16 protein-coding genes are annotated in these 15,525 nt (G+C 45.3%); 14 read left to right on the plus strand and 2 right to left on the minus strand.

Annotation, left to right across the window (positions count from 1 at the left end; translation table 11 throughout):
• Positions 1 to 150 precede the first annotated feature (150 nt).
• Genes EL84_RS22145 through EL84_RS22160 form a run of 4 tightly spaced genes read left to right on the plus strand, consistent with a single transcriptional unit; the run spans position 151 to position 1,900 of the window.
• A complete protein-coding gene (locus tag EL84_RS22145; protein WP_047844338.1) occupies positions 151 to 462 on the plus strand; it encodes a bZIP transcription factor in 312 nt (103 codons plus the stop codon).
• Position 463: 1 nt separating this feature from the next.
• Positions 464 to 805, plus strand: a complete 342-nt coding sequence (locus EL84_RS22150; protein ID WP_047843136.1) for a hypothetical protein — start codon at positions 464 to 466, stop codon at positions 803 to 805.
• A 26-nt stretch (positions 806 to 831) separates the two neighbouring features.
• The gene (locus tag EL84_RS22155) at positions 832 to 1,599 is read left to right on the plus strand and encodes an N-acetylmuramoyl-L-alanine amidase family protein (protein WP_235431572.1); all 768 of its coding nucleotides are present in this window, start codon (positions 832 to 834) and stop codon (positions 1,597 to 1,599) included.
• A gap of 1 nt (position 1,600) precedes the next feature.
• On the plus strand, positions 1,601 to 1,900 hold the full coding sequence (locus EL84_RS22160) for a hypothetical protein (protein WP_047843137.1): 300 nt from the start codon (positions 1,601 to 1,603) through the stop codon (positions 1,898 to 1,900).
• Positions 1,901 to 2,246: 346 nt separating this feature from the next.
• Here the strand turns inward: EL84_RS22160 and EL84_RS22165 are convergent, their stop codons facing one another.
• Positions 2,247 to 3,161, minus strand: a complete 915-nt coding sequence (locus tag EL84_RS22165; RefSeq protein WP_047843138.1) for an AraC family transcriptional regulator — start codon at positions 3,159 to 3,161, stop codon at positions 2,247 to 2,249.
• Positions 3,162 to 3,378: 217 nt separating this feature from the next.
• Here EL84_RS22165 and EL84_RS22170 point away from each other — a divergent pair, with 217 nt between their 5' ends.
• The 7 genes from EL84_RS22170 (at position 3,379) to EL84_RS22200 (ending at position 12,982) form a co-directional block, all read left to right on the plus strand.
• Entirely contained in the window at positions 3,379 to 4,254 is an 876-nt protein-coding gene (locus tag EL84_RS22170) for a fumarylacetoacetate hydrolase family protein (protein ID WP_047843139.1), read from the plus strand.
• 21 nt (positions 4,255 to 4,275) lie between these two features.
• Positions 4,276 to 5,742 carry an alpha-ketoglutaric semialdehyde dehydrogenase GucD gene (gucD, locus tag EL84_RS22175; protein WP_047843140.1) on the plus strand — a complete coding sequence of 489 codons (1,467 nt, stop codon included), beginning with the start codon at positions 4,276 to 4,278 and terminating at the stop codon, positions 5,740 to 5,742.
• 16 nt (positions 5,743 to 5,758) lie between these two features.
• Positions 5,759 to 7,735: a YjhG/YagF family D-xylonate dehydratase gene (locus EL84_RS22180; RefSeq protein WP_047843141.1), complete on the plus strand. Its 1,977-nt coding sequence runs from the start codon at positions 5,759 to 5,761 to the stop codon at positions 7,733 to 7,735.
• A gap of 62 nt (positions 7,736 to 7,797) precedes the next feature.
• Positions 7,798 to 9,414 (plus strand): glycoside hydrolase family 43 protein, encoded by a 1,617-nt coding sequence (locus EL84_RS22185; protein ID WP_082219098.1) that lies wholly within the window; start codon positions 7,798 to 7,800, stop codon positions 9,412 to 9,414.
• Between the two features lie 313 nt (positions 9,415 to 9,727).
• On the plus strand, positions 9,728 to 10,951 hold the full coding sequence (locus EL84_RS22190; protein ID WP_047843142.1) for a sensor histidine kinase: 1,224 nt from the start codon (positions 9,728 to 9,730) through the stop codon (positions 10,949 to 10,951).
• A complete protein-coding gene (locus EL84_RS22195) occupies positions 10,948 to 11,595 on the plus strand; it encodes a response regulator (protein WP_036615473.1) in 648 nt (215 codons plus the stop codon). The genes EL84_RS22190 and EL84_RS22195 overlap by 4 nt, the downstream gene beginning before the upstream one ends.
• A gap of 112 nt (positions 11,596 to 11,707) precedes the next feature.
• The gene (locus EL84_RS22200; protein ID WP_235431573.1) at positions 11,708 to 12,982 is read left to right on the plus strand and encodes a choline esterase; all 1,275 of its coding nucleotides are present in this window, start codon (positions 11,708 to 11,710) and stop codon (positions 12,980 to 12,982) included.
• A gap of 220 nt (positions 12,983 to 13,202) precedes the next feature.
• On the opposite strand, the gene EL84_RS22205 is transcribed toward EL84_RS22200, so the two are convergent.
• Positions 13,203 to 13,562 carry a DUF3221 domain-containing protein gene (locus EL84_RS22205; RefSeq protein WP_047843143.1) on the minus strand — a complete coding sequence of 120 codons (360 nt, stop codon included), beginning with the start codon at positions 13,560 to 13,562 and terminating at the stop codon, positions 13,203 to 13,205.
• Positions 13,563 to 13,735: 173 nt separating this feature from the next.
• Here EL84_RS22205 and EL84_RS22210 point away from each other — a divergent pair, with 173 nt between their 5' ends.
• The 3 genes from EL84_RS22210 (at position 13,736) to EL84_RS22220 (ending at position 15,345) form a co-directional block, all read left to right on the plus strand.
• Complete coding sequence (locus tag EL84_RS22210) at positions 13,736 to 14,038, plus strand: immunity 53 family protein (protein ID WP_235431574.1); 303 nt, start codon at positions 13,736 to 13,738, stop codon at positions 14,036 to 14,038.
• 41 nt (positions 14,039 to 14,079) lie between these two features.
• Positions 14,080 to 14,811 (plus strand): hypothetical protein, encoded by a 732-nt coding sequence (locus EL84_RS22215; RefSeq protein ID WP_047843145.1) that lies wholly within the window; start codon positions 14,080 to 14,082, stop codon positions 14,809 to 14,811.
• 66 nt (positions 14,812 to 14,877) lie between these two features.
• A complete protein-coding gene (locus EL84_RS22220; RefSeq protein WP_047843146.1) occupies positions 14,878 to 15,345 on the plus strand; it encodes an Imm26 family immunity protein in 468 nt (155 codons plus the stop codon).
• Positions 15,346 to 15,525 lie beyond the last annotated feature (180 nt).

The following is a 15,525-nucleotide window of genomic DNA, read 5'->3' on the forward strand; positions in this document are numbered from 1 at the left end:
AGAATGAAATTTTCTGAATGTTTGCTGTTTATTTTTCTATATCCTGTACACAGTTTTCCATGGTAGGATCGGTAAGTTTTTTCTGTTTGTAGGTAGAATAAGAACGTCTCAACATAATTCATACAGGTACGGAAAGGTCAAGTGATAGATATGGATGTAGGGGTAATCACAGCAGTCGTCGGTCTTGTTAGTACAGCTGTATCCGGTGTAATCGGCTATGCCAGTGGTAAAAGTAACAACAAAGTGACTGACAGGGAACTGCTCTCCAAAGACGAGCAAGCCTTCCGTGAGAGGTTGATTGAAAGGTTGACCTCATCCGAAGAAAAGATTGAACTACTGAGCAACGAAGTGATCACGCTCCGCCAGGAAAATATGGAACTTATTACAGAGAACAGACTACTAAACATCAAAGTAGAGCAGTTAGTAGCTCAACTCTCAACACGGAGGGGAGATGTAGCATAGGGTGAGAATTTTTTTAATTAATGCTTTCTGGAACGATGGAGACGGATTTTCTGCAAAGGATTTTTTAATGGTACTATTCGGAGGTTTGTTCGCGTTGTTTCTAACAATTGCATTCTTTGCACCATTCTTAGGAGCGGCGGTGAGTGCTGTATCCTTAGAGGCGATTAATAGCTTGAGTACGGTGGTCATGACTATTGTTGGCGGGGTATTTGCCATACAGACTGTGAAAGAGTTCAAAACTATCAATTCAGAAACTCCCCTTACAGTGCCTGAGCATTCTCTAGTAGAAAGTGTCCTTACTGTGGAGGGAACTAAAGTAGATAATACACCAAAAATTCAATAGAAAGGGTGAACCAGATGACTTTTAAAATGAAATACACTATCGAGCAACGGTATCTGCCTAACAATACCAAGAGACGTTCCGGTATCAAGAATCAGGGAATTAGCTTTATCGTGGCACACGATACAGGTAACGATGGAAGTACAGCGGCAGGTAACGTGAACTACTACATGAACTCCGCTAATGTCCAAAGTGCATCGGCGCATACCTTTATCGATGATAAAGTAATCATTGAGTGTGTGCCCCTTACAGAAAAGGCTTGGCATGTCCTTTACAACGTAAAAACTGACAATGATCTTTACGGATTCGATTCTAATGATCGTGCCATCGGCGTAGAACTTTGTTACTCCAATAAGAAGGGTAGCATCAATAACACAGAGTCTTACAAGCGTTACGTTTGGTACATGGCATACCTCTGTAACAAGTTCAAACTGGATCCCCTGAAATGTATCTCAGGACACAACGAACTTGACCCCAATCGTAAGAGCGACCCTTACAAGAACGCCTTGAAGATTATGGGCATAAGCAAGACGAAATTTCTGAATGACGTGGTAGCGGAATTTAAGGATTGCACTACGACTCAAGTAAATGTACCACAAAATACAGTATCGGGGGATGACGAACCAATGAAACTTGATAAATGGGCGTTAGACATGCTCGTGAGCGCACTAACGAATTTTAAGGCTAAGGGCTACTTTACAGACGAAGCTTGGATCACTAAAGCTAAGAACGGGACTCTGACAGCTGCAGAACTAGCGTTTCTGAATACCATTCTGATTGCCAAGGCGGTGAAGTAATATGGTTACATTGAATGCAGTACTTACTACAGCCGTAGCCTCAGTTGGTTTGTGGTTGCTTTTGGCGGGCTTAACTGAAGCTCTTACAGAGGTCGTTAAGACAGTTCTCCCAATCAAGGATAGAGCTACATATGGTGTGTCAATCGTAGTCGGCGTTGGTTTAGCAATCTCATCCGGATTGAATCCATTCGGACTGACCGGAATTTCCGCATACACATCTATGGTAGCTGCTGGATTGCTGGCATCCCGTGGAGCGAACTACCTGAATGGTTGGTTGAAACGATTTGGTATTCATCACTAACTGTTTAAGATGAAAAAACCGTTCATCCGTTACTCGGGTGAGCGGTTTTTGATCCGTTTCTATTCTATCCGAAGTGATGAAGCACTAATAAATTGAAGGCTTTGTCCAATCAGTATTAGGTTCACATACCCGTTTGGTTATAAAGCCATATTAACCGCAACAGGGTATAATCCAGACTGGTATTTCAAGCATCTGTGCAGATTCAATTTGAAAACGCATCCGTGAAGTTCTGCCAATCAGATGAACTCGACTGAATATCTGTTATAAAAGAAAAGTATATAATTACCCAACAATGATAGCGCTCTCCAAACATACCGACAGGTGTCGCTTGTACTACTATTATTCTTCAATCATCCGCAACGTTGGCTTCTCCAGCCTGTTGCGAATGGCTGCGATATTCGCTTGGCGCTATGCCTGTCCACCGCTTGAATTGGCGGCTGAAATGCGCATTGGTCTTATACCCCAGCATCATTGCAATATGGTCTATGTTCAGGTCGGTTTGCTTTAACAGCCTTTGCGCTTCGTTCAGAAGGGTTTCGGATAGAAACTTGCGCGGAGCGATGCCGTATACCTGCCGAAAAATACGATTAACCTGTGACGGGCTAATGCTCAGCGACTTGGCAATGTCCTGAATCCAGGTTCGCTCACTCTCCTGAATTTCCCCGTGAAGATGGATATATCTTACCGAATCCTCAATGTGCTCAGCAATCTGATGAGCAATGGTTTCTTTTCTCGACAACGTAACGGAAGCTTGCTGAGATAACTGGCCAACCAGGGAACCAAGCAGTTCAAACACGGCCGCATGTACCTTCATTTGTTTGGAGGAAGATAGCGAGCTAGACAAATGCTCTGTGGACAGACCATACAAGGTAGACAGGGAAGGGGAGAGCCCCAGAGCCAAATTCGAATTTGCCGGATAATAGATGTCTTTGCAACGGTTAAGTTCTCTGCAAAAGGATGTATCGTGTATGCTGAAATGCACGGAAAAATAAGTGAACCCCTCCGGTCCGGCTCCGGTGCAAGAGTGGGTCATACCAGGCCGGATGAACAGAAGGTCGCCAACCGACTGACGATAAGACTGCCCGTTGACAACCATGTTCATCTGCCCGTCCATCATCCAGTGGACTTCATACATTGAATGTTCATGAGACGGATAAGTCCAGCTGGAATCCACCTTTCTTGCATGCAGCCCCAATAATTGAAAAGACATGCGAACATCGGGCAAACGACCTAAATACACAGCATCCGAAAGCTTGGTCACAGCAAACCAACCCCCTTGTACTATTCTATATACCAACATCCTGTCATCGGAGTATCCTCGTAAACCATCTTTAGTTCAACGGATCTAACCTCATCTTAACAGAAAAAAAATGCGTGAAAAGGGTAAATCGTCGGAATGATTAGAACATCGTCATGAACCCTAGCGGGTGCTATGGTAGTATTATCAACCCGATGGGGAAAAATGGAGGCAAGCTTGAATGAGAATTATTCGATTTCTGGACGGACAACAGAAGTGGCTGGCAGCCGTTACGGATGATGAACAAGCGTATCGTTTGCCACAAGCAGATTTTATGACTTTGATCTATCAAGCAAGAAAGCAGGGGATTTCTCCAGTTCAACTTGTTGAAAGCGCTTTTAAACCGTTAAACAAGTTAACTGACGATTGGACTTCCTTACATCTAATCACTCCATTGGAAGCTCCGGAAGTATGGGCGGCAGGTGTAACTTATCAGCGCAGCCGGGAAGCGCGAAATTATGAAGCAACGGAAGGCAAGCTGGATGCAAAGACCTTTTACGATAAAGTTTATGATGCCGAAAGACCGGAGATCTTTTTTAAATCCACAGCAGCCCGCACTATAGGACCGCTTGAGGCAGTCACGCTTCGCAGCGATTCCAATTGGCAGATCCCGGAGCCTGAGCTGGGGTTGGTGCTTGCCGCGGATGGCAGCATTGTGGGATACATCGTTGGCAATGACATGAGTTGCCGCGATATTGAAGGGGAAAACCCGCTGTATCTGCCGCAAGCAAAAATGTGGCGCAATTCCTGTTCTATAGGTCCGGCCATTCGTCTAGCGGAAACGGTGCAGAATCCATATGCGTTCAGCATCGTCTGCGAAATATATCGTGAAGGTGAAATAGTTGTCAAAAGCGAGGCAAGCACGAGTGAGTTAAACCGAAAACTCGATGAGTTGGTTTCTTTTCTGGCCAGAGATAACGATCTGTTTGACGGTACGGTGTTATTAACAGGCACTAGCATCGTGCCACCTAATGAATTTACACTTGCACCCGGGGACCGCATTGAAATATCCATTAGCGATATCGGGACACTTATTAATCCAGTCATTTCAAACTAATGTATAAGGAGGATGAATAGGATGATCACATTTCAGGTAGAGCAGACATACAGCAATTACATTAACGGAGAATGGGTGAAGGCGACGTCCGGCGAAACCGAACCGAGCATCAACCCAGCGAATCGGAAGGAGGTAGTTGGCTACGTACCCACCTCAGGCGTAGAGGATCTGAACCGGGCTGTTGCAGCCGCGAAGGAAGCAGCAAAAGATTGGCGGAGGTTATCGGGCGCGGAACGCGGAAACTATCTATTTCAGGCAGCCAATGTGTTGGAACGCCGGGCCGATGAGGTTGCAGAGGCGATGACCAGGGAAATGGGCAAAACACTCCCAGAAGCCAGAGGAGAGACACTGCGCGGTGTCGCGATCTTAAGGTATTACGCTGGAGAAGGCATGCGAAAAACCGGTGATGTCATTCCATCAACGGACAGCGAAGCGCTGATGTTTACGACCCGCGTACCCCTTGGCGTTGTTGGGGTTATTGCTCCTTGGAATTTCCCAGTAGCCATTCCGATTTGGAAAACGGCTCCGGCCTTGATTTACGGCAATACGGTTGTGTTGAAGCCTGCTCAGGAAACTGCGGTCACTGCGGCTAAAGTAATGGAGTGTTTTGAAGAGGCGGGCATTCCGGCAGGCGTTCTTAATCTGGTATGCGGCAGAGGCTCAGTGATCGGATCTGCACTTGCTGAGCATCCGGATGTGGGCGGAATAACGTTCACAGGTTCCAATGAAGTGGGCAAACGGGTCGGCGGCGCAGCACTGGCACGTGGGGCCAAGTATCAACTTGAAATGGGTGGGAAAAACCCGATTATTATCGCGGCTGACGCCGACCTGGATTTGGCTGTGGAAGCCACGATCAGCGGTGGGTTGAAATCGACCGGGCAAAAATGTACGGCCACCAGCAAGGTCATTATTGAACGAAATGTATACGATTCCTTCAAAGAAAAGCTGCTCTCGCAAATCCAGGAAATTCGGCTGGGTGACGGCATGTCTTCTGGAAGCTGGATGGGTCCATGTGCAAGCGAAGGACAGCTCAATACCGTGCTGAGTTATATTCAAAAAGGCCAAGATGAAGGTGCCGTTCTGCTCACTGGTGGAAAAAGAGGGGACGGTCCGGGATTAGAAGAGGGATTCTATGTGCAGCCGACCGTATTTGAAGGGGTCGAATCCCATATGTCCATCGCCCGGGAAGAAATCTTTGGCCCGGTTCTGGCCTTGATTGCGGTAGATTCCCTGGAGGAAGCGATCGAAGCGGCTAATGATAGCGATTATGGCTTGAGTGCTTCCATCTATACACAGAACGTCGGAGCCATGTTGTCTTTCATCCGGGACATGGATGCAGGACTGGTCAGAATTAATGCAGAAACAGCCGGCGTAGAGCTGCAGGCTCCGTTTGGCGGAATGAAGATGTCAAGTTCACACTCCAGAGAACAGGGGCAAGCGGCTATCGAGTTTTTCACGGCCATCAAAACGGTCTTTGTGAAGTCATAAACTGTGGGAGGCTATCATGTACGAACAGATTACGTCGATTATGGGAGAGACCGCGTCCAACTGCTTCGATATCATAGCACATGCTCCAGGGGCTGCCGGACGTCTGCCTTTAACGGATGATTTGCTGCGGAATGCTCCAAGCGGCGACTTGTTCGGCATGTCCCAGAACGTTGGAATGGGCTGGAAGCCCGGGGAATTGAACGGAAAACAATTTCTGATCTTGAGTACACAAGGTGGCATACGGAATGAAGACGGTAGCCCGGCAGCACTCGGTTACCATACCGGCCACTGGGAGGTCGGCCTGCTGATGAAGGCTGCCGCAGAAGAACTGTCAAGCCGGGGAGGAATCCCGTTTGCTGGATATGTCAGCGATCCGTGTGACGGCAGATCACAGGGGACAACCGGCATGTTTGACTCGCTTCCGTACAGGAATGATGCCGCTATGGTATTTCGCAGACTGATTCGCTCGCTACCAACTCGTAAAGGCGTGCTTGGTGTCGCCACTTGTGACAAAGGTCTTCCAGCGATGATGCTCGCACTTGCCGGCATGCCGCAATTGCCTGGTGTAATTGTTCCCGGTGGCGTCACACTTCCGCCTACCGATGGAGAGGATGCCGGTAAAATTCAGACCATCGGTGCACGGTACGTCAACGGGGAACTTTCTCTGGAAATGGCTTCGGATTTAGGATGTCGAGCTTGTGCTACACCGGGAGGAGGCTGTCAGTTTCTAGGTACCGCGGCTACGGCCCAGGTGGTAGCAGAGGCACTGGGTATGACAGTGCCACATGCTGCGCTTGCACCTTCCGGACAGCCCATCTGGTTTGAAATGGCGCGCCAATCTTCACGTGCACTCATCCACATGGAGTCACAGGGGATGAGAATGGCAGACATTGTCACCGATGCATCCATTCGCAATGCGATGACCGTTCATGCCGCGTTTGGCGGATCGACCAATCTGCTTCTTCACATACCGGCGATTGCCCATGCAGCCGGTTTAACCATACCCACGGTACAGGACTGGATACAGGTCAACAAAAATGTTCCGAGGCTGGTTAGTGCCCTGCCAAATGGACCGATCTTTTATCCGACCATACGTGTCTTTCAGGCAGGAGGTGTACCGGAGGTCATGCTCCACCTCAGACAGCTTGGTCTGTTGGATGTGTCTGTACCAACGGTTACAGGTACTTCATTGGGTCAGGTACTGGACTGGTGGGAATCGTCGGAACGCCGTTATCTCATGCGGAAGCAGTTAAAAGAGCAGGACGGTATCGATCCGGACAGTGTCATCATGAGTGTAGAACACGCTCAGCGGCTTGGAATCTCATCGACTGTAACATTTCCAACCGGGAATATCGCTCCAGAAGGTTCTGTCATCAAATCCACCTCTATTGATCCTGCTGTGCTGGATGAGCATGGCGTATACCGTCATCGTGGCAGAGCAAAGGTGTTTACCACTGAACGTGAGGCGATCCATGCGATTAAGACCGGAGGTATTCTGGCTGGCGACGTTGTTGTGCTTCTCGGGCGAGGTCCATCGGGAACTGGAATGGAGGAGACGTACCAGCTTACATCTGCGCTTAAACATTTGCCTTTTGGCAAATACGTGTCACTGATTACGGATGCCCGGTTCTCCGGTGTTTCCACCGGAGCGTGTATTGGTCATGTTGGCCCCGAAGCGCTGGCAGGCGGACCGATTGGCAAGCTGCGGAACGGAGACCTGATTGACATCACGGTTGATCGTAACACGCTGGAGGGTAGCATTAACTTTGTCGGAGAAGGCGATCTGGAGTTTTCGCCGGAAGAAGGTGCTCTCATCCTGGCACAAAGGCCCTTTCATCCAGATATGAGGCCTGATGAGGCTTTGCCGGATGATACAAAGCTCTGGGCTGCATTGCAATCGGTCAGCGGTGGGACTTGGAGAGGGAATATATATGATGTCGAGCGGATCGTAACCGCCCTGGAAGCCGGCAAAAAAGCGCTGGGCTGGTACTGATATCCACCTTTTGTGTATCTGTTGTTGTACAGATCATTACTTTCATACCGGAGGTTTCTTCCATGAATAAGATCAAGAAAATGATCACCAATCCCATCCTTCCCGGTTTCCATCCCGATCCGTCCATCTGCCGAGCAGGGGAGGATTATTATATCGCCACTTCCACCTTTGAATGGTTCCCTGGTGTACGGATTCACCATTCCCGGGATCTGGTTCATTGGCGGCCCATCGCTTCTCCGCTGACTCGTGTAACGCAGTTGAACATGGAGGGCAACATTAATTCCGGAGGCGTATGGGCACCCTGTCTTAGTTACGACAACGGTGTGTTTTACCTGATCTACACCGATGTCAAAAGCCGGGTAGGCGCTTTTAAAGATACCCACAATTACCTTGTGACAGCAACGGATATCAAGGGTCCTTGGTCCGATCCGGTGTATCTGAACAGCAGCGGTTTTGATCCTTCCCTGTTTCATGATGAAGACGGGCGTAAGTGGCTGGTCAATATGATATGGGATCACCGTAAGGGCAAAAATCGGTTTGCAGGCATCGTTCTTCAGGAATATTCCGTCCAGGAACATAAGCTGATCGGACCGGCCATGAACATATTTAAGGGAACAGAATTAGGCCTGACCGAAGCACCCCACCTGTATAAACACAAGGACTATTATTATCTCATTACGGCTGAAGGTGGAACCGGTTATGAGCATGCGGTTACCTCAGCACGTTCCCGTACGTTACAAGGTCCTTATGAGGTCGATCCTGCCAATCCGATCCTCACTTCATACGGCAGACCGGATTTAGCTCTGCAAAAGGCAGGCCACGGTAGTCTGGTCGAAACGCATACCGGCGAATGGTACATGGCTCATCTGGTCGGACGACCCGTTCAGCACAAATATTGCATTCTTGGACGTGAGACCGCACTTCAGCCATGTACGTGGAGTGAGGACGGCTGGCTGAGACTTGCGAGCGGTGACCGATATCCGGAGGTTCAAGTGCCTGCACCGATGATCCAGTCCCATCCGTTTGAGCCGATTGCTGAAATGGATCATTTCGATCACTTTGAGCTTCTGCATGATTGGAATACACTTCGCATTCCACCCGATTCAACTTGGCTCAGCTTGACGGAACGTCCCGGTTACTTACGCTTGCACGGCATGGAGTCGATGAGTTCAACGCACAGGCAAAGCATGATCGCACGGAGACTTCAGGCCTTGGAGTGTGAAGTCGAGACGTGTCTGGAATTTACGCCGGACCATCCACAACAAATGGCAGGATTGATTTTGTACTACGATACCCAGGACTATCTCTACTTACGTGTAATTTATCATGAAGAGAAAGGGCACTGCCTGGGGATTATTCAGTCCAAATACGGGGTATACGACGAACTGCTGGAGGATATTCCGCTAGATTCGGTGAGCACGCTCCGTTTAAAGGCTGTGGTGGATCAAGATCGCGCCCGCTTTTATTATGCGTTAAATAGTGATTCATCCTGGAATACAGCAGGCGAGTGGGTTGATATCACACATCTGTCCGATGAATCTCCGGAGTATATCCGGTTTACGGGAACTTATATCGGTCTTTGTGTACAGGATCTAGGTGGAACCCGAAAACATGCCGATTTTGATTACTTTATGTATAAAGAAACAAAGCATGCAGCTGGTGTATTGGAAAACATGTGACGGTCTTTAAAAAGGCACATTATTCCATATGATCAGTTGATATCGTTAGTGACAAAAATGGAACCAGCATGGAATGAACATGGAAAGTAAAGCAGCAAGAATAGAGGAATATATGCTCGCAGAAGTAAAGGAACAGGGCATAGTGCGGAACAGGAAGGCTGCGTGTGATCATGACGATTCTGCTGGAGCTGGACTTCGAGACACTTCGTACATTAACATAGATGGAGTGAGATAATGATCGGTACAGTAATGTACCGTTTTTTTGTGTTTAGGAAGATTGTTTTGAGATAGTACCTGATAGAGGTGATCAAGCATGAGTAATTATTCGATAAACCAACCGTATACAAGCTCCCGATCTGATATTCAAAATGTTCTGCGTGATTCTCGTCTGCCTGCTTTGATCTGGGGTATTCTGATTTATTTTTCTGCATTGTACTCCCAGCTACCGATGTTGCCCACATGGTTTGAATTTATGATGTTTACAGCTCTCATTCTGGTTCACGTTCTGCTGCATTGGTATGCAGGATACGTTGTCGATCGAAGACCCTGGATTTATTTTGTGACACAAGGATGTATTGTCTGGGGGTGTGCGTTATTCATGCCTAATGCTCATTCTCTCATTTTTGTAAGTCTATTGACGGCTTTGGCCGGTCAGAGTATTGGCGTATACGCTCAACGGATGAAGGTGCTTCTGGTATGTATCTTTTACTGTACCTTGTTTTCTGCCTCCCTGGTTTGGCTCGGGACTACCGAGGATTTGCCATCTACAGTACCATCGCTCTTCTTCATCATGTTTTTCGTAATCGGCTATGCTGCTTTGTTCTATAAACAAGTTCGTGCCAAATTGCGGACCCAGTCGTTTTTACGTGAATTGGAACGAGCGCACAGGAAAGTGGAGGAGCTAACGATTGCCAATGAACGTCAAAGGATGGCCCGTGATTTACATGATACCCTTGCACAAGGGCTGGCAGGTCTTATCATGCAGCTTGATGCCGTGGATGCGCATTTAGAAAATGATAATAACCATCGTGCCCACGAGATTGTTCAGTTGTCAAAAGCCCAAGCAAAGCGCACGCTTTCAGAAGCGAGAAGCGCAATTGACGACTTGCGTTCGTATTCTGCAGAGGTAATAGATATTTCTAAAGCAGTGAAGGAAGAGGCTGAACATTTCTCACATATAACAGGGATTCGTGTTGTCACTCGGTTATGGATGCCCCATCTGGTGGTGCCGAAGTTGATCTTCGAACATAGCTTACATATCATCCGAGAATGCTTGGCCAATACAGCTAAATATGCTAATGCTACGAATGTAGAAATCGTGGTTGCTGCACGGGAAAAGGAAGTCGAGCTAAACATAACGGATGACGGAATAGGGTTCGATACCAACCTCATCGAAAAACAATCCGGTAGTTATGGTTTAATTGGTTTATATGAACGAACTCGAATTATGGACGGGGAGATCGAAATTGAAAGCGGAAAGCAAGGAACCCAAGTTTCTGTTCGCATCCCATTACAGCAGGAGGAAACCAACGCATGACAATCAAGATTCTTATTGTGGACGACCATTTCGTCGTTCGGGAGGGACTTAAGCTGATCCTGGAAACCAATCAAAGGTACGAGGTAATTGCAGAAGCATCTAACGGTAAGGAAGCGATTCGACGGGTAGATACTTACAATCCGGACATAATTCTATTGGATTTAAACATGCCTGAAATGGGCGGCCTGGATACCATGACAGCGCTCAGAGCTAAAGGAATGGATATACCGATCATTATTTTGACTACATATAACGAGGATGAAATGATGATCCGCGGGCTGGCTTTAGGTGCTAAAGGGTATTTGCTAAAGGACACGGGAAGAGAGATGATATTTCGCTCGATTGATGCAGCGATGCGGGGGGAAACGTTGCTACTTCCGGAGATCAGCGAGAAAGTATTTGCTCACAAGACATCAGAAAAGGCGAAAGAGTCATCCTCCGCGAGGATATCTCTTACAGACAAAGAGCTGATCGTGCTTCAAGCAATTGCCCGTGGCTCTCGAAGTAAAGAGATCGGCTTTGATATGGGCATATCCGAACGGACTGTAAAGACTCATTTAACGAGTATTTACAATAAATTGGGTGTGGATTCGAGGTCGCAGGCCGTCGCCGTCGCGGTAGAGCGTGGAATATTGCATTTATAATCAAACATTTCATAGATTTGCCCGATCGTACACTTGGGTCTTGCCCTTTTGTACGATTTTTTATTTTTCTCCTCCGTTTATGATAGTTGCATGAATACAAATTGGAGGAGAAATGATGAAAAAAAGACTGACAACGATTCTGGCAACTGTTCTCTCACTGACCATGCTCTCCGCTTGCAGCATCACTAATAGCGGGACTTCAACACAGGAGGAAATTCCGAAACCTGAAAATAACGTTGCTTCCGCACAGAATGAGTTTCCGAAACCAATGGGAAGTTATACGGTCGGGCGTACACAGATGGACTTCAAGTACACAGCATCAGACCATTCAGAAAGAGAACTGACAGCATTATTTTTCTATCCGTCCGACAGCAATGAGGGCAAACCAACGGCAGAGTATGCATTTCCGGAGTTTCATTCACTGAGGGATGAGCTTTTGGTTAGATTAGGGGGCACCGCGGGTGGTGAGCAGCTTTTTGATTCCAATTTCAAGACATGGTCTTACGACGATCTGGCCTTGTCTGAAAAGGAAAAACAATATCCGGTTTTATTCTTTGTTCATGGCGCAGGCGCTTACCCACAGCAAGGCACTTTGTTCGCACAAGACCTGGCAAGCGCCGGCTATATTGTGGTATCCATCGGCCATGCCGAAAGTGGCGTGTACAAACTTAAAGATGGACGAACGATGGGTATGTCAGAGAAATTTATGGACGAAGTAACGAAATACGGAATGGAAGCGGCCACCCTAACCCCACCTGAAATTGTGACAGAGAAGCTTGAGGAAGAAGAAGCTATTGAGATTGCTCGCAAATTAACTTCCGCGCCTGAAGCAGTCAAGTTTGCTAACTATGCCGTTTTACAGAGCGAGGATATTCGATATGTTGCAGATAATTTGTACAAAATGAATACAGGTGACATGGAATCTATGTTTAAAGGCAGATTGCAGCTTGATCTCGGTATGGGTGTGTTCGGACATTCTTTTGGAGGAACGACAGCGGCAATTGTTAGCCGTGACGATGACCGATTTGTCGGCGCTGTAAACCTTGACGGTAATATGTTAGGTGCCTTGGATAGTGATTTTAAGAAACCCTTCATGCAGCTCAGCACTGTACTTGCCTATAATACGAATGCATTTCTTCTTGAATCCAACAGCAAGGACACCTACTTTGCCATTATTGATAATGTAATCCATGGTGACTTCTCCGATTCCTTGTTTACAACTACGGATAAAGCATCCAGAGGAACCCGGGACGCGATGGAACAGCGCAACATTATCACTTCTTATACAAAGGCGTTCTTTGATAAATATATGTTGAAAAAGGATGCGGATATTGATAGCCTTACCTTTGACGGCGTAGAGATGATTAAAAAACCTCAAAAGCCTTAGTATTGATTTGCCTGAATTTCGGGAGGGTTTATCGCGTAATAAAAGGAGAGAACCGGGTGGTCGGATTTAACTGCACGTGATTCAACTCTGATCTTGAAATTAAAATGATAAAGAGACCTTACTTTTGCTTTAAAACGTTAAGGTCTTTTTATCATTTGGGGAAATATATTTCGAATGAGAGAATGATACATAACTTAAAATAGTTCATATTTAATAAGTTTTAATCATTGATTTTTTCAATACTCACAACCGTTCTAATGGGTGGCGAGGGTTCTAGTTGGTCAAATCCAGTAGTAATTCTTACTCTTTGCCCTACCTCAATTGTTTCATATGTTTCTCTATTAACCAAATAATACGAAGCTTCCTGGTCTTGTGCTAATTCTATAAAATCCTCAAGATTTCCATTCTCCAGGTCTTCCTTACTTACATTTTGAAGAACAAGAAATTTGTACTTGTCATTTTCATCTGTTTTAAATACTACAGTGCCCTCGAAAACTGGATAATTCTCTTTCTCATCCTTGTTAGAACAGCCCGAAAGTATAATCATACTAATGAAGATAAACAATATTATTTTTTTCATAATGACCTCCTTGATTTGAAATAAAGTTTTCCCCTTGCTTTTAAGTATACCCTACGTAAAAAAAGCAAATTATTACTAAAAGGTAATTCATACGAAAAAAGTATGCAATATGGCATGAGAATTCCTTTAAATAATAATTCCCTAGAGTAGAAAAAACAAAAAAAGAGGTCACGATGATGGATATCCTAAAATGGATTCAAAGCTGGTATTATGAAAACTGTGACGGTGATTGGGAGCATTTATACGGTGTGCGAATTGATACGGTGGATAATCCTGGTTGGTCTGTCGAAATCGATTTGACGGATACCTATTTAGAAGATGTGCCATTTGATTCGATTGAAGAAGAGAGAAATGAAGAAGATTGGTTCTACTGTATCGTGAGAGATGGAGTGTTTCACAGTGCAGGGGGAGCAAAAAATTTAGAAGAGATGCTTAATTGCTTCAAAAATTGGGCTTCAAGTTTGGATAGAAGTTAATAATGCACTAACCATCGGGAGTAATCTAAGGAGAGAACCAGATGTATCTAAAAGGATTCAATTTGGATTTACCGTATATTGTAGATGATGAAAATATTGAATCTATAATAAAAAAACAAAAATGTGAGTACAACGAAGCAACAAAATTAGATTATGCGTTGAATTGGAAATGGAAAAGACGCTCTTTTAGTTTGGAAACCCGCTGTATTACAGCGATGTATGAACGTCTGTTGGGGAAATACAAAACGAAAGATTGTTGGAAAGTCCTAATAGAGTGTGTAGAAAACATTACGGATGAACGTATTGTTAACGATTCTGGTGTGTGTTCGGTACCGATCCAATTTAGTTTGAATGACTTTAGTGAAAAAAATGAGTTGGAGAAAAAAAAGGCTACGCTTCGCCTGCTAATGGAAGGCATAGAGAAACTTGCTCTACGTAATAATTGGGATATTGATCCATTTAGGGAGATAGCTTTGCAAATAGAGCAGTTAGATTATGTAAATGAATGGACTTGGAAAAAAGACGTAAAGAGCCCTAATAAGAAGTACAATGCTAGAGTCATATGTCATCATAATGTAGATAGCATGGATATATTCCTATCTATTTTACAACGTGATGGTACGCAAGTACTTGTAGAGAAGGTCATATCAGAACAACCAGATGAATTTGCCTATGCTGAACATCTAGGTGAACTTACATGGGTATCTGATTTTGAAGTTGCTTTAATTAATAAAACAGGTACTGAAAGGCACTCTGCAACCCTGAAATATTAATACGCTGTTAAAAATTCCACTTAGAAGAATAGGTCGAATAAAAAAGAAATAGTAAAGGATAAAATAATGAAAAAAAGAGTTTCGGTGAAGATAGGAGATGTCTTCTCAATAAAACTAAATCAGGATTGGAATTGTTATGGACAAGTTGTTTCTGAAGGAAGAATATCAGATTGTATGATTGTATTTGATTTGATATCAATGGAACACCCAACAGTAAGTGAGATCACTACTAAACCAATCATTTTCTTAATACAGACTGTAAACTCCAGGATTGAAGATGGTATCTGGAAAGTGATTGGTAATGCTCCAATACCTAGGATGACATTTCCCATGTACAAAGAGGAAACTGAAGATGGATATACATTGGTAGATCATAAGGGTGATATTGTGACTGAAACTCCCAGTGCTTCACAGATTGAAGTTGCCTCCGAACTGGAATCTTGGTCACCTGTTAGTTTAGAAAAAGCAGTCATTGCTAGATTTGTAACTGGAGAATGGGACCCGTATTATAATGATTTAATTTATATAGAGTAGTCTATGTTCAATGGTCTAGAGAAAAGGACATAGTCCGTTTACCGCTTGGGCTTGTATCTAATTAATTTTCACTTAGGCATGCATTTATCTTGAGGATTTCATTCCTCTCGTGTAAATGACATGCCCGTTTTTATTTATGCTTTAAATCCCCTTGTGATTTTGCGTCCTGTTGGTGTCTGG

Source organism: Paenibacillus sp. VT-400 (assembly GCF_001029205.1).
GTDB lineage: Bacteria > Bacillota > Bacilli > Paenibacillales > Paenibacillaceae > Paenibacillus > Paenibacillus amylolyticus.